Here is a 17392-nt window from a genome sequence, read left to right on the forward strand (position 1 = left end):
GCCCGAACCCGCCGGCAAGCTTGAACAGCGTTCAAGTATGGTGCCTGGCGTGACCTCGGACCCATTGGCCTGGCTCGACGACCACGCGGCGGCGCGCGTAACCGCCGGATTGCGGCGGCGGCTACGCCCGCGCACCACGGACGCACCGACGCTGGACCTGGCCTCCAACGATTACCTGGGCCTGACCCGGCACCCGGAAGTCCGCGCCGGAGCGATCGAGGCAATCCACCGCTGGGGAGCCGGCTCGACCGGCTCGCGGCTGGTCACCGGCACCACCGCCGATCACGAACTGCTGGAAACGGAACTGGCCGAGTTCACCGGGTTCCCGGCCGCCCTGGTGTTCTCCTCCGGTTACACCGCCAACCTCGGCGCGGTGACAGCGCTGGCGGGCCGGGGCTCATTGATCGTCTCCGACGCCGGATGCCATGCCTCCCTGGTGGACGCCTGCCGGCTCTCCCGGGCCCGGGTGGCGATCGCACCGCACCGGGACACCGCGGCCGTCGCCCGGTTACTGGCCGACCGCACCGAGGAACGCGCCCTGGTGCTCACCGATTCGGTGTTCAGCGCCGACGGCGATCTGGCGCCACTGGCCGAACTGCACCGCGTGACCCGGGACCACAGCGCGCTGCTGCTCGTCGACGAAGCGCACGGGCTCGGCGTCCGCGGCCGCGGCGGGCGGGGTCTGTGCGAGGAGGCCGGGCTCGCTGGCCGACCAGATGTGATCGTCACCGTAACCCTGTCCAAAGCTCTGGCCGCCCAGGGTGGTGCGGTACTGGGCAGCGAACGAGTACGCGCCCATCTGATCGACACCGCCCGCACGATGATCTTCGATACCGGGCTGGCACCCGCCGCCGTCGGCGCCGCCCGCGCCGCCCTCCGGATCCTGCGCCGCGATCCCGGACTCGGACCGCGAGTACTGGACCGCGCCGCCGATATCGCCCGGATCGCCGGAGTGCCCGCACCCGATTCGGCGGTCGTCCCGGTGGTCCTCGGCGACCCGCAACTCGCCCACGACGCCGCCCGCGGCTGCCGAGAACACGGCGTGGAGGTGGGTTGTTTCCGACCCCCGTCGGTACCCGAGGGCACCTCCCGGCTGCGCCTGACCGCCCGCGCCGATCTGACTCCCGCCGATCTGGACACCCTCGCGCAGGTCCTGATCCCGGTGCTGGCGCACGCCCGGAATATCGCGGCGGTCCCCGTATGACCTTGCTGTTCGTCACCGGAACCTCCACCGAAGTCGGGAAAACCGTCACCACCGCGGCCCTGGCCGCCACCGCACACGCCGCCGGGCGCACCGTCGCGGTCTGTAAACCCGCACAGACCGGCGTCGGGGCCACCGAACCCGGCGACCTCGCCACGATCACCGCGCTCTCCGGGGTGACCAGGACACTCGAACTGGCCCGCTACCCCGACCCGCTCGCCCCCGACACCGCCGCCCGGCGGTGCGGCGCGGGTCTGCTCACACTCACCGAAACAGCCGCCGCCATAGCCGATTTCGATTCCGCCGAGTTGACCCTGGTCGAAGGCGCCGGCGGACTGCTGGTGCGGCTGGGCGCCTTCACCCTCCTCGACCTGGCCCGAGAACTCGCGGCGCCGGTGCTGGTGGTAGCCGCGCCGGACCTGGGCACACTCAACCACAGCGCACTCACCACCGGCGCCCTGGAGCAGGCCGGCGTGCGATGCGCCGGCCTGGTGGTGGGATCCTGGCCACGACATCCCGATCTGGCCGCCCGGACCAATCGCACCGACCTGCCGCGGGTAACCGGCGCCGAACTCGCCGGCATCGTCCCCGCCGGGGCGGGCTCGTTGCCACCACCGCAGTTCCGCGCGGCTGCGCCCGGCTGGTTCACCGGACAGTGGGCGCGGCAGTATCTCGGGGTCGCCGCGGGCGATCACGACGTTCGGCCGGAGCGGATCACGACCTCTGCTTAAAGTGCGGGTATGGCCACGACCAGGTCCCCGCGGGAATTGCCGAATCGCGCCCCCGACCCGGCCGACGCCGCCACCGCACCCCTGTGGCGCGCGGTCCAGGCGTTCCGGCTGGTCACACTGCTGTACGCGGTGGGACAGCAGATCGCATCCGTGCAGTACTACGACCATCGGCTGCTGAGCTGGTTCTTCATCGCCCTCATGGTGATCTGGTCCGGCGTTTCCGCCCTGCTGCTGACCCAGTGGCACACTCCGGATACCGCACGCACCCGCACGCTGGTCGTCGTGGGCGACCATCTCGTGGTAATCGGACTGATCGCGGCCACTCCCCTGGTCGCCGAATACGACTGGTACCACGGGCACCAACCGCTGCCCACCACCATGTGGTCGGCGAACGCGGTCATCTCCGCCGCCATCCTGCGCGGACCGCTGACCGGAGTCGGGTCGGGCCTGCTCGTCGCGGCCACCATCATCACCATGCGACAGCAGTGGGGCGAGGATGTGTGGGCCGACGCGACGGCGCCGGTTCTCGTGTCGGTCGGTTTGGCGCTCGGCCTGGCGGCCAATACCGCCCGGCGCGCCCAAGAGCAGCTACAGCGCGCGGTACGGCTCACCGCCGCCGCCGAGGAACGGGAACGGCTGGCCCGCCAGGTGCACGACGGCGTTCTACAGATCCTCTCCTACATCAGCCGGCGCGGCAATGAAATAGGCGGTCCAGCTGGAGAATTGGCCGAGCGGGCCGCTGAGCAGGAGGTCGCGCTGCGGCGGCTCATCTCCGAACAGGCCGCCCACTCGACCGCCGGCGATACCGCGGTCGACCTGCGTCCGCTGCTGACGGCGCACAGCACCCCCAGGGTGGTCGTCTCCACTCCCGGCGATCCCGTACCCGTCGGCCGCTGGACGGCCGAGGAGATCACCGCCGCGGTCGCCGCCGCCCTGACCAATGTCGAACTGCACGCGGGACCCGACGCCCGCGCCTACGTGCTCCTGGAGGACACCGGCTCCGATCTGGTGGTCAGCGTCCGCGACGACGGCGTCGGCATACCTCCCGGGCGGCTGGCCGAAGCGGAGAACGAGGGCCGGATGGGGGTATCCCGCTCGATAACCGGACGGATCGCCGCCCTCGGCGGCACGGCTGAACTGCTCACCGCCGAACTCGTCGGCGAAGGTACGGAATGGGAGTTCCACATCCCGCGCGGTCGCGACAATCCTCGCGGCCTACGGTGAAGCAGCGCGTCCTGCGGTTGGAGAACTGCAGTGCCGCCGCATCACCGGGGCCGACGCGGCTCGGCAGTTTCGCCGACGAGGGAATGGAAGAAGTCCCGGATATCGGCGGTGAGCAACTCCGGCACTTCCATCGCCGCGAAATGACCGCCGCGATCGAATTCCGACCAGTGCCGGATGTCGTATGGCCGCTCGGCCGGCGTCCGCACCGATTGGGTGATGTCGTTGGCTAAAACCGCCGCTCCCACCGGCACCGAGTACGGCGTATGCCCCCGTGCCGGCTCCCGGTGCAGCCGTGCCGAGGACGCCGCGGTGGCGGTCAGCCAGTACAGCGAGATATCGGTGAGAAAGCGCCGTCGAGATACCCGACCCACCAACATTGGTTACGCCGGCACAACATATTGATTGGTATTTCCAACGAATTTGCGAAAAACGATTGTTCCGCCGAAGGGATGTGCCGATCATGACCGGCATGGACATGGTGCGGATGGAGGCTCCGGAGCGGGTCGGGTCGACAGGGTTGCCGGATGGGCGCCGGCTGGCGTGGGCGGAATGGGGCCCGGCGGATGGCCGGCCGGTATTGTTCTGCCCCGGCGCCGGCTGGGGGCGTACGCTCGGATTCGGCTTCGCCGCACTGGCCGAGCTGGACATCCGGCTGATCTCGGTGGAGCGGCCCGGCTCGGGGGAATCCACCGCAATGCCGGGGCGCACGCTCCTGGACTGGGCCGACGATATCGGCCGACTGGGCGTGGCCGAACCCGCTGTCGTCGGTTTCTCCCAGGGAGCCCCGTTCGCCCTCGCTCTGGCTGCGCGCGGGATCACTGCCGCGGTGGCGATCGTCTCCGGCGGTGACGAACTCGCTCACCCCGCAATGCCTCTGCCGGACGACGTTCGGCGGCTGGTCGATCTGGTGGCCACCGATCCGGCCCGCGCCGAACGCGATTTCGCGCACTTCGGAAGCGCCGAAACGCTGTGGCGGCTGAGCGTCGAGGGCAGCTCCGAGGCCGATCGCGCGGTCTATCTGCAACCGGACTTCGCCGCCGCGTTCGGTCGTGCGCTCGATTCCGGTTTCGCGCAGGGTCCGGCGGGTTATGCGCGCGATACGGTCTTGCATTTCGCGCGCTGGCCGTTCCGTGTAGAGGAACTCACCGCCCGCGTTCACCTCTGGTACGGCGGGCAGGACGGCAACTCGACCCATTCCCCCGACCACGGCGCCACCCTCGCCGCCCGAATCCCGGGCGCAACCCGGCACTATCTACCGGACAGCGGGGCCGCGCTGCTGTGGACACACGGCGGCGAAATCCTCCGGCAGCTCCTCGCGTCTGCGCCGGCTACCCCGGCACAATCGATTTCGACCTCCGGCCGACCGTGCACCGACGGATATCATCGGCTTCCGTGAACGGATCCGGCAGCGGGCGGTGCGTATGCGGGGCGGCAGCACCGTGCATCGATACCTGGCACGAAGCGCTGGCGGTCGAACAGGGCGACCCCGAGATGTACAACTGGCACGCCCCCCTTGGTGTGCACGTTCGTTCTCCAGCATCGGCCGCATATGGTGCCGCGGTACGCCGACGGACAGTTCCGGATGCTGCAGTTCTATGCCGATCGAGGTATCGCGGCGACGAACCGGCTCGCCCGGCATCAGATCGCCCGCAACAAAGACGGCAGCGGCTACGATCTGGGACCGCTGAATTCGTATGCTGCGCTTCCGGAATCCGGCTTCCCGGCCGGCTTCCCGCTCAGTGTCCACGATCTCCGAGACGCCGACGGCGGGTTCACCGGGGACGGTTGCCGAGCCTACGGCGACCGGATGCACCACCTGGCCGAGGCCACTGTCCGGGCATGGCTGACGTCTCGTCCGACCTCCGGTCCGCGGCGGACCCGGAAAAAACTTCGCCGGCAGCGATGACTCCACCGGCGCCGCCCCGTCCTATCGGTTGAACGCGCTACCGACCCGGCGCGACCGACCAGAAGGACGAGAAATGACCACCGCCGACCCCGCCGCCACCTTCTCCGCCGACGCCCCCGCCCGTCCCGGCAAGATCCGCAACCGCGTCCTGTGGACTCTCCAGATCCTGCTCGGCCTGTTCTTCATCATCGCCTCGGGCGGGCCGAAGCTGGTGATCCCGAACACCCTGTCCGAGAACACTTCCGAGAACCTGGCGATCCCGTTCGCACTGCTCGTCTTCATCGGAGTCGTCGAAGTCGCGGGCGGTATCGGCCTGATGGTGCCGCGGCTCACTGCCCTCGCCGCCGCGGGGCTGTCCGTGCTCACCGTGCTCGCCGCCGGGACCCAGGCGTTCATCGCCGACAAGCCTTCGATGGCGATCTTCCCCCTGGTGCTGGCCGCGATCTTCGCCTGGATCGCCTACGAACGCCGCGCCGGCGTCGCCGATCTGCGCACCATGCTGTCCCGATGACAACTCCATGAGCGCGGCCGGCGATCGGTGGACGTCCACCGATCGCCGATCGTGCGTTTCCCGGATCGCTCGCTGCCCGGCCGCGCCCGGCGACAGCCCGGGCGATCACGGCCCCCGACCCCGACCGGCATACTCGCGGTGTGGACAACGAGGGTTACAGCGTGACTGTGGACTCCGCCGTCGAGTTGGACGATCCGGTGGGTGAATCGCTGCGTGGCCAGCATGCGCACTTGGGCCGGTGGACCGGACGGGCGGGGATCTATCTGCCGGAGGTCGCATCGTTCGCCGCGGTGGGCATCGAACCGGACGAGCAGGCATGGGCCGATCTTGCTCGGCTGGTCGGGCGGGGTGAGCTCGCGGATATGTTCAGTTGCCCGGCGCGACCGCCCGCAGACTGGGAACCGGTTTTCGCCCTCGACGGCCGCCAGATGGTCGGCCCGGCGAGTGCGCCCGAGCAACCCGGGTCCGGCGCCGAAGTGGTGGGGCTGGGCACGGAGAACGTGCCCGAGATGCTCGATCTGGTCGCCCGGACCCAGCCGGGGCCGTTCCGGGCGCGCACCCACGAACTCGGCACCTACCTGGGTATCCGCGCCCACGGCCGGCTGGTGGCGATGGCCGGGGAACGGCTCCGGCCACCGGGATGGACCGAGATCAGCGCGGTCTGCACGGCACCCGAGGCGCGGGGAAACGGGTATGCGGCTCGGTTGATCGGCGAACTCGTCACGCGGATCGTGGCACGCGGGGAACGGCCGTTTCTGCACGTGGTGGAGACCAATACCGGTGCGATCGGCCTGTACGAGAAGCTCGGGTTCCACACGCGTACGCACGTGACCTTCCGCGGTTTCCGCGTCCCCTGACACCCGGATGCGCTCTGTCCGGGCCGCGGCGCGCACCGGTTCGACCCGCGCTGAACGACAGGGAATCCGCCGGAATCGCAACGCGGGACTCCGGTGCCATCGGTGATAGTTTTTCGGCAACATGACCCGTTCCGGTTTCCCGCGCGCGGCGGCACAGGCAAACTGGCGTGGAAATCTGTACCGGGCTGTCCCGCACCGGCGGATTCCGGCAGTGCCGGATGTATGCGGTGGCCTGCCTCGGAGGGAGCGGTGAGATGACGGACGAGGCGACGGCTGTTTCGGTGATGGTGGTCGACGATCACCCGATCTGGCGCGAAGGGGTGGCCCGCGACCTCGAAGCGGCCGGGTTCCGGGTGGTGGCGACGGCCGAGGACACCGCGACCGCGGTCCGGCGGGCCGCCGCGGTCCGGCCGCGGGTGGTGCTGATGGATATGCAACTCCCCGACGGCAACGGCGCCCGGGCGACGGCCGACGTACTGCGGGTTTCCCCGGACAGCCGGGTGCTGGTGCTCTCCGCCTCCGACGAACGACACGATGTACTCGACGCGGTGAAGGCCGGGGCCAGCGGGTATCTCGTCAAAAGTGCTTCCGCGGCCGAACTTTTCGCCGCGGTTCACGATACGGCCGCCGGTCAGGCGGTGTTCACCCCGGGGCTGGCCGGTTTGGTGCTGGGTGAGTACCGGCGGATGGCCACCGCGCCCAGCGATCCCGGGACCCCGGAACGTCCCGCGCTGACCGAACGCGAAACCGAGGTGCTGCGCATGGTGGCGAAGGGTCTGTCCGCCAAGCAGATCGCCACCCGCCTGCACCTGAGCCATCGCACGGTCGAGAACCATGTGCAGGCGACTCTGCGCAAACTCCAGCTGGCGAACCGAGTGGAGCTGACCCGCTATGTGATCGAACAGGGCCTCGACGATTGACTCTGCCTCCGGGCTACGACCGGGACCGGCCGGATAGGCTCGGCCGCGATTCCGGTGGCGACAGCTCGAAGCCGGCATGGCCGGGCCGGTTGGTACCGGTTGCGCGCCGGTGCCCGGAGGTCGAGGACTTCCGGGGTTAGCCGGAGATGCGGTCGGCGACGTGACCCGGTCGGCAGGACCGTTACGGGGTGGCGCGCTACTGCGGCGGCCCGGGCGGGCAACGCCGGCTCCGGCCGGCCCATGCTCCGGCGGGTTCTTGTTCGACCGAACTCGTCCGCCGCCCATGCGGCCCGGCTCACAGGCGCTGCGCGCGCTCCGCACCCACGGGCCGGTCCCCCGGCCGTCGGCCGATGGCCCCCTGCGGGCCCGGCCCGGCGGCCGAGCTCGGGGCCGTTGTCTGTTCGTCCGGTACCGGGCGCTGTCCCCCTGCGGCACGACCGATAACGGGGCGACCGGCGAAGACGGGTAGATCCCGGGTTCGGGGCGAGTATTCCTACTCATCCGCGGAGAAACCGCACGGCCGACCATCGAAGTATGACGACTTCGATCGACCCGGCGCTGGTTGCCCGCCTGTCCGGCGAGTTCGACTCCCTTGCCGGTGAATTCACCGCACTCGGCGGACAGATGAACACCCTGGGCCGCGACCTTGCCTCCCTGCACCGGCAGGTGCAGTCGGTGGCGTCGGCGCGCACCGATTCGCCGGGTACCGCGGCCTCGCCCCGGCCGGTTCCCGGCGAGAGCGATCTGCCCGAGTGCGCAACGACCGGCACCGGTCATCAGCCCGGCGGGGTGGCGGCAGGCATCGGTCATGCAACGGAACAGACCGCGGCATCATCCGGCGCTCCGCCGGGCAGGGTGCCGTCGTCCGGTGTGGGCGTCGGCGGGGTGCACACACCGGCCCAGCCGGACCCGGCCTCTTCTGCGGGAGAGGCCGCGTCCGGCGCCGGGGCTGCACCACCCGCACCGGCGACCACAGCGACTCCGGCGAGCACACACGCACAGCCGGCACCGGAACCGCGCGCCCCGTGGACACAGCCACCCGGCGCTGCGTGGCAGCACGGCCGGCCCACCACGACAGCCGGAATGTACCGGCACGCGATGAGCCAGGTTCCGCCCCCGCGTACCACTCCCCCGCCGCGCGGCCCGGTCCCGCCGCGCGGCGATGTCCCCGGCTCCGGCCCACCGTCCCCGCCGTGGTGGCAGCGGGAGGGCGTCATCAGCCGGTTGCTCGCGGTCGCCGGGGTGGCGGTCACGCTCATCGGTGTCGTGATGCTGCTGGTTCTCGCGGCGCAGGCCGGGATCTTCGGACCGGTGCCGCGGGTGGTCGCCGGCGGGGTTCTCTCCGTCGCGCTGGTGGGCGCCGGGATGCGTGTGTTCCGGCGGCCCGGCGGCCGGGTGGGCGCGATCGCGCTCGCGGCCACCGGGTTCGCGGGCGCTTACCTCGACGTCGTGGCGATGACCACGATCTACGACTGGTTGCACCCGGTGCCCGGATTCGCTGCTGCCCTCGGTATCGCGGCGGCCGGGGTCGGGCTGGCGGTGCAGTGGCGGTCACAACCGCTGGCCGTGCTGGTGGTGGCGGGAGCTGCGGTGCTCGCGCCGTTCGTCACGACCGAACTCGCCCTGCTCGCCTTCTTGATCGTGCTGCAGGTGACCTGCGTCCCGGTGCAGATGCGGTACGACTGGCCGTTCCTCCATCTGGTGCGCACAGTGCCCGCGGTGCTGGCCATCCACCTCACGATTCTGGCGTTCGTGATCGAACAGCCCGGCGACCGCAGGACGCTGGTCCTCGCGGCGGCGACGGCGGTGGCGGCGGCCGGCCTGGTCGGCGCGATCCTGGTGACACGGCAGCGGCCGGGCGATCTCGTCGCGAGCCTGACCTGCGCGCTGGCCATCACACCGCTGCTCGCCGCACCCGCCCTGGTCGACCGGCCGGCCGCGACCATCCTGTCCGCGGGTTACGCGGTGGTTCTGCTGGCGGTAGCCGCGACCGCGCTGGTCCCGAAACTGCGTGATATCGCCCGCATCCCGGGCCATACCGCGATCGTGGCCGGCACCGGCGGCTCCTTCGCTGCACTGGAAGCCGTCTGGGGCGTCACCACCGGGTCCACCTTGCCGTTCGGGCTCCTGCTCGTGGCCGCGTGCTATCTGGGCGTCGCAGGCCAGGCGCGGAACCGAGTCGCGGCGCTGTTCGGCAGCTGCTATGCGGTACTCGGCGGTATCGGCCTGTTCACCGTCGCCGATCCGGAAACCCTGTCCGTTTCCCGTCGGGCCGTCGAAGAGCTGAGTGCTCCGACCGCCGCGGCCGCGATCGCGGGCCTGGGTGTACTCGCGGTGGCGCTGTGGACACTGCGCCGGATATTCGGCACGACCACCGACGAATCGGTGATCACCCTGCTGTGGATCGGTGCCAGCGGGGCGGCCCTCTACCTGGTGACCACGGCGGCGGTCGCGCTGGGTGTCGCCGCCGGCGCCGCGGACGGATTCATCGTCGGCCACTGCGTATCCACCATCGTCTGGATGGCCGCAGCGCTGGCCGCCCTCCTGTACGGCCTGCGGCATCTGGGTGCGGAGGCCTCGGCCACGGTGAAGGTCGCGCTGGGTTCCGGGCTGCTGGTCACCGCCGCGGCCCTGGCGAAACTGTTCCTGTTCGACCTGGCGACGCTGGACGGCCTGATCCGGGTAGCGGCCTTCCTGATGGTCGGAATCCTGTTGCTGGTCGCCGGAACACGCTATGCCCGGGCATTCGCCGAAACGGGGTCGCGGGAGTCCGGGGCCGCGTAGCACGACCCCGCCTCGGACGGTCCGCAGACCGTTTTCCGGGCCCGGCCCGGCCGCGGCCGCCGCTGCGCACTCCCCTCCGGGTCCGCAGCGGCGGCCGTTTCGTGGGCCGTGGCCGCCGCGATTCGCGCGGCTGTGTGGGGCCCATCTCGTGAGCGACGGGCGCACGCTTTCGCCACCGCATCGCCCTTGTCCCTCCTCGGCTACCTTGTGACAGCTACCGGCACGTCACTCCCATGGCCACCGGCGTCTCGGCACGACGGAACCAGTGATCCACGACCTCCGCCGGCGCTGCCCGGTACAGACGCCCGAAGCGAAGCCGGGCGCGAACCGAAATCGGCAGCCCCGTCGCGACGAACGCCAGCCACCGGCACGCGGGCTCGACGAGCCGGCGGCAGCGCTTGCGGGCCGCCGGCCGTACTGCTCCTCACCCGGCACGAGGTCTCGCCTCCCGCACCCGGTGTCAAGCTGGAAGCCGGGGTACGCCGCCCGGCCGGTATCGAGGTGTTCCCTCACGATCGCACGTCCCCGGTGCGCGCCGCGGCGACCATCGCGCGTGTGACGGTGCCGAGGTCCGCGGGATCGCTGATGAACGGCGGCATGGCGTAGACGAGATCGCGGAACGGCCGGATCCAGGCGCCGGCGTCGACAGCCGCGGCCGTGGCCGCGCGCATATCCACCGGGCGGTCGAGCTGGATAACCCCGATCCCGCCGAGTACCCGCACGTCGATGACTCCCGCAAGCTCGCGGGCCGGTGCCAGCCCGGCGCGCAGCCCGTGCTCCAGCCGCGCGACCTCACCGCGCCAATCCCGGGAGAGCAGCAGTTCGATGGAGGCGACCGCGACCGCGCAGGCCAGCGGGTTGCCCATGAAGGTCGGTCCGTGCATGAGACCGCCGTGGGCCGCGCTGATTGTTTCGGCGAGTTCGGTGGTGCACAGTGCCGCGGCGAGTGTCAGATAGCCGCCGGTGAGTGCCTTCCCCACGCACATGACATCGGGTGACACCGCGGCGTGGTCGGCCGCGAACAGTGTTCCGGTGCGGCCGAATCCGGTGGCGATCTCGTCGAATATCAGCAGCACCCCGTGTTCGTCGCAGAGCCGGCGCAGATCGGCCAGGTAGCGGGGGTCGTGCCAGCGCATCCCGCCGGCGCCCTGTACCACGGGCTCCACGATCACGGCGGCGAGTCCGGCGGCATTGCGGGCGACGGTCTCTTCCAGTTCACGCACGTAGTCCGGCCGGTACTCCCGGGGCGGCGCGGAGACGAAGATCTGCTCGGCCAGCACGTCGGTCCACAGCGCGTGCATGCCACCGTCGGGATCGCAGACACTCATCGGGGTGAAGGTGTCGCCGTGATACCCACCGCGCCAGGTGAGCAGGCGGCGTTTGCCGGGTTTGCCCACCGACCGCCAGTACTGCAGGCACATCTTCACCGCGACCTCGATCGATACCGAACCGGAGTCGCAGAGGAACACCTTGTCCAGACCGGCGGGGGTGTGCCGCACCAGGAGTTCGCAGAGGCGGACGGCGGGTTCGTGGGTGAGCCCGCCGAACATGACATGGCTCATCCGTCCCGCCTGCTCCGCCAGTGCCGCATCGAGGACCGGATGCCGGTAGCCGTGCACGGCCGCCCACCACGAGCTCATTCCGTCGACGAGTTGCCGCCCGTCGGCGAGGGTGAGCCGGGTACCCGAGGCCGAGGCGACGACCAGGGGTTCGGTGCCGGCCGGGAATCCGCCGTAGGGATGCCACACGTGGCGCGCATCCAGCGCCGAGATCTGCGCCGCGGTGAGCGGCGCGGCAGCAACGGTCACGAAGGTCCTCATCCGGGAGACGGCGGCCACCCGCGGGCGACCTGAACACCGTTCAAGTTACCAAAGTCGATCGACGGTTCCGACGACCCCGCACGAGGCCGGCCCGAGCACGCCTGCGGTATCCGGTGGCGGGCCGGTCACGACTCCCGAGTCAGGAGTGCCGACGGCCGACCGGGGGCCACACCGTGACCGCACGACCGGGCCCGGCCACCGCGACCCGCCGACGCCAGGACCTCCCGCCGGGCATAGCCCACCCCGCCGACGGCAGCCGGCCGGGACAAGGTGACCAACGACCACCTCCGCGATCGACGCCGTCGGCCACGACACCGGCAGTTCTCGGCACCGACGGCTTATCGCTGCGGCTCACCGGCGCTCTCGTCCGGCGTAGCGCCGAGAACGCCCACAACTCGTGTGAGCAGATCCAGCAACTCGGCCATACCCACTTCCCCGACCGCACACGTGATACGCCGCTCGATTCCGGCAATCCGCTCCGCGGCCAGCACCAGCGCGGCCCGGCCCGCCGGGGTGCACACCACCTGCCGGGCCCGCCGGTCGACCGGATCCACCTGCCGGCGCACCAGCCCCGCACTTTCCAGCTGCCCCACGAGTTCGCCCATCGACTGCTGCGTCATCCCCGCCGCCTGCGCCAGTTCGCCCACCCTCGATCCGGCCGGGTCGAGGTAGCGGAATACCGCATAGTGGGCGGGGCGCAGGTCGGCGGACAGCCGGGCCCGCAATTCGGCGTTCAATTCGCCCTCGACTGCTCTGGCGGCAAGGGTGAGCAGTTTCAGGAGGGAGGGAGATTCGGGCGTTGACATAATACAAAGGTTACCTTTCTAATTGTTCTATGAGCTCCCCGGCCCTCACCTTCCGCAACGGCCATCGCGTCACCCTGGTCGATCAGGGAAGCGACCACCGCGGCCCGTATCTGCGTCTGCGCCACGACCTTCCCGAACCCGGCCGCCAGGCCGGACCCCACTGGCATCCGACACTCACCGAAGAGTGGACGGTGCGCCGGGGCGCGGCGCGATTCCGGATCGACGGCCACGAGATCCTCGCGCGACCGGGCGATACCGTCACAGCCCCCGCGCGCGCGGTGCACGAATTCCACAACGAAGCACCGGATACCGTGCTCGACCACGAGATCCGGCCACCCCTGCGGCATTGGCAGATGTTCACCTTGTGGAGCGCCTTGGACGAGGCCGGCGCCACCACCGGTTCCGGCATACCCCGCAATCCGCTGGCACTCGCCCTGCTCTGGGAACTACAGGATGGATACCTGGCCGGAATACCCCCCTGGCTGCAACGCACCACTCTCGGAACCCTCGCCGCTATCGCCCGGCGAACCGGTTACGCCCGCTGGCTGCCCATGGCGAACGAGCCGAACTGAGCAGTCGACCAGCGGCCCCCGGCGGAACTTCGCCGGAATCGCGCTAGGGTTTTGACCATGCGCGCGTCCGACCCGCTGCCCGAGCGTGCGGCACCCCCTCCCGAATCGCCGGATCTCACCCGGCCACGGGGCCACGCCTACCATCCACGGTGACCCGCACCCCGCCGAAGAGCGCGCAGCCCACATCCGTCCGCCGTGCCACCCCGAGACCCGACCGAGAACCGTATGCCCGCAGACCCGCCGCGTTTTCGCCCCACTCCGCGATTCACCCCGGTCCGCAGCACCTACCGGCTACAGCTGCGACCGGACGGCCTCACCTTCACACAGGCCGCGGCGATCGCGGAGTACCTCCAGCAGCTCGGGGTCTCCCATATCTACCTGTCGCCGGTGATGACCGCCGCGCGCGGTTCCACACACGGCTACGACGTCACCGACCCCACCGCCGTCTCCCCCGCGCTCGGCGGGCCGGTCGGCTTGAAGGTCCTGGCCGACGAAGCGCGCAACCGCGGTATGGGACTGATCATGGATCTGGTCCCCAATCATGTGGGAGTCGCGGACCCGCAGCAGAATCCCTGGTGGTGGCATGTGTTGCAGTACGGCCGTACCTCGCAGTTCGCTCCCTTCTTCGATATCGACTGGAGTCCGGGCAACGGTGTCGGTGGGCGGCTGGCGCTGCCGGTGCTGCGCAGCGAGAACGATCCGGCCGCACTGAGCGTCGACCGGTCCGGGCCCGAACCGCTGCTGGCACTCTACGATCTGCGCTTCCCGATCGCGCCGGGCACCGACGGCGACAATGCGCTGCGCATCCACGACAAACAGCACTACCGGCTGGTGAGCCGCAAATCCGGGATCTGCGGCTACCGCCGCTACCTGTCGATCGACGGTCTGGCCGCGCTGCGCCAGGAGGATCCGCACGTTTTCGAGGCCACTCACCGCGAGCTGGCGGCCTGGTGCGAACACGATCTCATCGACGGCGTCCGGGTGGACCATCCCGACGGACTGGCCGATCCGACAGAGTACCTGCAGCGGCTGCGCCGGCTGATCGGCCCGAACCGGCTACTGCTGGTGGAGAAGACACTCGCCAACCGCGAACCGCTCGACCCCACCCTGCCGATCGACGGCACCACCGGCTATGACACCCTCGCCGATTTCGGCGGTGTCCTGCTCGAACCCGCGGGCGAGCCGATCCTCACCGAACTGTCCCGGCACATCACCGGCCACGGCAGCGACCGCGTCTGGGTGGGCGAGAAAGAACATCGCATCAAACGAGCGGTCGCGGAAAGTATCCTCCTGCCGGAGATTCGCCGTCTGGTCGCCGCGATCAAACAGGATGCGGGCGCCGCGGATTTCGACACCATGGCGCTCACCAACGCCACCATCGAGGTGCTGTCGTTCCTGCCGGTGGCGCGGGCCGACTACACCCCGCTCGCGGGCATGATCAGCGCGGTGCTGGCCGAGGTGGAGAAACGCAACGCCGAACTGCGGGTACCGCTGTCGGTGCTGGTGACGGCGCTGACCCGGGGCGCGACCGCATGGAGCCGATTCCATCAGGTGAGTACCGCGATCGGCGCGAAGGCCGTGGAGGACATCCTGTTCTACCGCGCGGTGCGGCTGGTCTCGCTTCAGGAACTCGGTGGGAATCCGGCCCGTTTCGGTCGTACGGTCAACGAATTCCATCTCGCCAACGCCTCGCGTGCGCTGCGCTGGCCCGCCTCGATGACCACCCTGTCCACTCACGACACCAAACGCGGCGAGGATGTGCGGGCGCGGATCGGGATCCTGTCCCAGGTGCCGCGGATGTGGGCGCGGGCGGTGACCCTGTGGCTGGAAAAGCTGCCGCCGCCCGACGGCGCGACCGCATTGTTCCTACTCCAGAACATGTTCGGGATGTGGCCGGCCGACGGCCGGCCCGCGTCCTCGGTGCCCGGGCTGCGCGAGCGTGTGCACCGCTTCGCCGAAAAGGCGATGCGCGAATCCGGGCTGCACACCGCCTGGGAGGAGCCCGACCTCGAGTTCGAGAACGCGGTGCACACCTGGCTGGACCAGGTGATCGACGGCCCGGTGGGCCGCCAGCTCACCGATCTGGCACACGATCTGGCACCGCACGCCTGGTCGGATTCGCTGGCCCAGAAGCTGCTGCAGCTGTGCGCGCCGGGTATCCCGGATATCTACCAGGGTTGCGAGATCTGGGAGGACTCCCTGGTCGATCCGGACAACCGGCGCCCGGTGGATTTCGGCTCCCGCATCGCGATGCTGCACACTCTCACCACCACCCCGGCCCTGGATATCACCGGAGCCGCGAAGATGTGGGTGGTGGCGTATGCGCTGTGGCTGCGCCGGGAACGGCCGGAATGTTTCGTCGGCGGCAGCTATACGCCGGTATTCGGGCACGGAGAACACGCCGGCAATCTGGTCGCCTACGGGCGCGGGCGGGCCGGGGCGGACCCGGAAATCCTCGTGGCGGTGACCCGGCACAGTGTGGCCATCGGCGAAACAGGCTGGGGGGATACCTATCTCGAACTGCCGTCCGGGTCGTGGACCGACCGGCTCACCGGCCACACCTTCCAGAACCGCGCCCGGACCGAGAAACTGTTCGCTCGCCTGCCGGTCGCGCTGCTGGTCCGCTGAGCGCTTCGGCGCGACCGGTCAGGATTCGGTGATCCGCGGGAAGGGACGCTGCGCCTCCAACAGGAAGGCCAGTTCGAGCAGGGTCCGTTCGTCGCCGTAGGCACCGCTGAGCATCACCCCGATCGGCAGGCCGGTATCGGTGAGCCCGGCCGGGACCGCGATCGACGGCGATCCGGTGACATTGTTGATCGGCGTATAGCCCACGAAATTCGTGACCCTGTCGATCAATTCGCCGAACGGCACACCCGGGCGGAGATACCCGAGTTCGGGTGTGGTGTGGGTGAGCACCGGCGAGAGGATCACGTCGTAACGGGTGAGGACGTCGTCGTAGTCGGCGCGGGCTTTGTTCAGCCGGTACAGCGAACCCGGGGTCGCCAGTAGTTTCCGGCGGAAGGAGGCGGCGAGCCCTTTCGTGAAAGCGTCCAGGCGGGCGGCGTCGAAACTGCGGCCGTGGCTCAATTTGCCGGTCGTTCCCGACATCTGCGCCAGAAAACCCCAGTAGCGCAGGAAATCCTCCACCAGGCTCGGCGCGACCGGGGAGGCCATCGGCTCGATGGAATGCCCGGCCGCCTCGAGGATCTCGGCGGTACTGCGGACGGCCGCCGCGGTCTCGGTATCGGGTTCGCGGCCGTTGCACGCGGTGGTGAGCAAACCGATCCGCAATGTGCGCGCCGGTGGGCCCTCGACGATCCCGATGGGCGGGAGTTTCGGGTTGCGCCAGTATTTTTCCGCGGCGGCGTGGTAGACGGCCTGATCACGAACCGACCGGGTGAGCACGCCTTCGGAGACCAGTTTGATGGGCAACTGCCGGGCCTGCGCATTGTCGAGATGCCGGAACCGGCTGGGTTTCAACGACACCAGGCCGGCGCAGGCCGCCGGAATGCGCAGTGAACCGCCGCCGTCGTTACCATGCGCGACCGGCACGACGCCGGCCGCGACCATCGCCGCCGAACCACCCGACGACCCGCCGACCGTGTACCCGGTATCCCATGGGTTCCGGGTGGGATCGCTGGCCTCGAATTCCGTGGTGGAGGTGAACCCGAACTCCGGCATGGTGGTTTTGCCGAGGACCGTGATGCCGGTGCTGAGCAACTGGGCGGTGAAACGGTCGTCCTTACCCGCCGGATGCGGGGTGATGGCGGCGCTGCCGTGACAGCTGGGCAGCCCCGCCACATCGGCGTTGTCCTTCACAAAGGCGGGGACGCCGTACCAGGCGCCGGAATCGTTTGCCGCGTGCCGTGGGGCCGGGCAGTCGAATGCGATGGCGTTCAGCCGCGGATCGACCGCCTCCGCCCGGGCCCGCGCCGCCGCCGCGAGTTCGTCGGGACGGACCGCCCCGGAGCGGACCAGCTCGGCCAGTGCCACCGCGTCGTGGTCGCCCAGCACATCGTCGGTGAAGGCATGTACTCGATCGCTCATATCTCGGCTCGCG

At 70.0% G+C, this 17392-nt stretch carries 15 protein-coding genes; 11 read left to right on the top strand and 4 right to left on the bottom strand.

All coding sequences use genetic code 11. The annotated features are described in order from the left end of the window. The first annotated feature begins 37 nt into the window (after window positions 1-37). The 3 genes from IU448_RS22320 to macS are packed head-to-tail and all read left to right on the top strand — an operon-like array spanning window position 38 to window position 3156. Window positions 38-1204 (top strand): 8-amino-7-oxononanoate synthase, encoded by a 1167-nt coding sequence (locus IU448_RS22320; protein ID WP_195057633.1) that lies wholly within the window; start codon window positions 38-40, stop codon window positions 1202-1204. Beyond that, complete coding sequence (gene bioD / locus IU448_RS22325) at window positions 1201-1932, top strand: dethiobiotin synthase (protein WP_195057634.1); 732 nt, start codon at window positions 1201-1203, stop codon at window positions 1930-1932. The genes IU448_RS22320 and bioD overlap by 4 nt, the downstream gene beginning before the upstream one ends. A 9-nt stretch (window positions 1933-1941) precedes the next feature. Beyond that, window positions 1942-3156: a MacS family sensor histidine kinase gene (gene macS / locus IU448_RS22330; RefSeq protein WP_195057635.1), complete on the top strand. Its 1215-nt coding sequence runs from the start codon at window positions 1942-1944 to the stop codon at window positions 3154-3156. Between the two features lie 41 nt (window positions 3157-3197). Here macS and IU448_RS22335 read toward each other — a convergent pair whose 3' ends face one another. Further along, window positions 3198-3527: a hypothetical protein gene (locus tag IU448_RS22335; protein WP_228813922.1), complete on the bottom strand. Its 330-nt coding sequence runs from the start codon at window positions 3525-3527 to the stop codon at window positions 3198-3200. An 89-nt stretch (window positions 3528-3616) separates the two neighbouring features. Here IU448_RS22335 and IU448_RS22340 point away from each other — a divergent pair, with 89 nt between their 5' ends. From IU448_RS22340 to IU448_RS22365, 6 genes are all read left to right on the top strand, one after another. Then, window positions 3617-4552 (top strand): alpha/beta fold hydrolase, encoded by a 936-nt coding sequence (locus IU448_RS22340; RefSeq protein WP_228813924.1) that lies wholly within the window; start codon window positions 3617-3619, stop codon window positions 4550-4552. Between the two features lie 120 nt (window positions 4553-4672). Next, window positions 4673-5062 (top strand): DUF5946 family protein, encoded by a 390-nt coding sequence (locus IU448_RS22345; protein ID WP_324188674.1) that lies wholly within the window; start codon window positions 4673-4675, stop codon window positions 5060-5062. Window positions 5063-5135: 73 nt separating this feature from the next. After that, on the top strand, window positions 5136-5573 hold the full coding sequence (locus IU448_RS22350; RefSeq protein ID WP_195057637.1) for a DoxX family protein: 438 nt from the start codon (window positions 5136-5138) through the stop codon (window positions 5571-5573). Window positions 5574-5713: 140 nt separating this feature from the next. After that, a complete protein-coding gene (locus IU448_RS22355; RefSeq protein WP_324188675.1) occupies window positions 5714-6430 on the top strand; it encodes a GNAT family N-acetyltransferase in 717 nt (238 codons plus the stop codon). Window positions 6431-6684: 254 nt separating this feature from the next. Then, window positions 6685-7350 (top strand): response regulator, encoded by a 666-nt coding sequence (locus tag IU448_RS22360; protein ID WP_195057638.1) that lies wholly within the window; start codon window positions 6685-6687, stop codon window positions 7348-7350. Between the two features lie 534 nt (window positions 7351-7884). Then, complete coding sequence (locus tag IU448_RS22365; RefSeq protein ID WP_228813926.1) at window positions 7885-10134, top strand: DUF2339 domain-containing protein; 2250 nt, start codon at window positions 7885-7887, stop codon at window positions 10132-10134. A gap of 509 nt (window positions 10135-10643) precedes the next feature. Here the strand turns inward: IU448_RS22365 and IU448_RS22370 are convergent. Continuing rightward, window positions 10644-11942 carry an adenosylmethionine--8-amino-7-oxononanoate transaminase gene (locus IU448_RS22370; RefSeq protein WP_280457079.1) on the bottom strand — a complete coding sequence of 433 codons (1299 nt, stop codon included), beginning with the start codon at window positions 11940-11942 and terminating at the stop codon, window positions 10644-10646. Between the two features lie 350 nt (window positions 11943-12292). After that, window positions 12293-12760 (bottom strand): MarR family winged helix-turn-helix transcriptional regulator, encoded by a 468-nt coding sequence (locus IU448_RS22375; protein WP_195057640.1) that lies wholly within the window; start codon window positions 12758-12760, stop codon window positions 12293-12295. Between the two features lie 29 nt (window positions 12761-12789). Between IU448_RS22375 and IU448_RS22380 the strand changes: the two genes are divergently transcribed. Then, a complete protein-coding gene (locus IU448_RS22380) occupies window positions 12790-13332 on the top strand; it encodes a cupin domain-containing protein (RefSeq protein WP_195057641.1) in 543 nt (180 codons plus the stop codon). A gap of 225 nt (window positions 13333-13557) precedes the next feature. Further along, window positions 13558-15960 carry a malto-oligosyltrehalose synthase gene (gene treY / locus IU448_RS22385; RefSeq protein WP_195057642.1) on the top strand — a complete coding sequence of 801 codons (2403 nt, stop codon included), beginning with the start codon at window positions 13558-13560 and terminating at the stop codon, window positions 15958-15960. An 18-nt stretch (window positions 15961-15978) separates the two neighbouring features. On the opposite strand, the gene IU448_RS22390 is transcribed toward treY, so the two are convergent. Then, a complete protein-coding gene (locus IU448_RS22390) occupies window positions 15979-17379 on the bottom strand; it encodes an amidase (RefSeq protein WP_195057643.1) in 1401 nt (466 codons plus the stop codon). Window positions 17380-17392: the final 13 nt, after the last annotated feature.

The sequence above is a fragment of the Nocardia flavorosea genome (genome assembly GCF_015477805.1).
In the GTDB taxonomy this organism is placed as follows: Bacteria; Actinomycetota; Actinomycetes; order Mycobacteriales; family Mycobacteriaceae; genus Nocardia; species Nocardia flavorosea_A.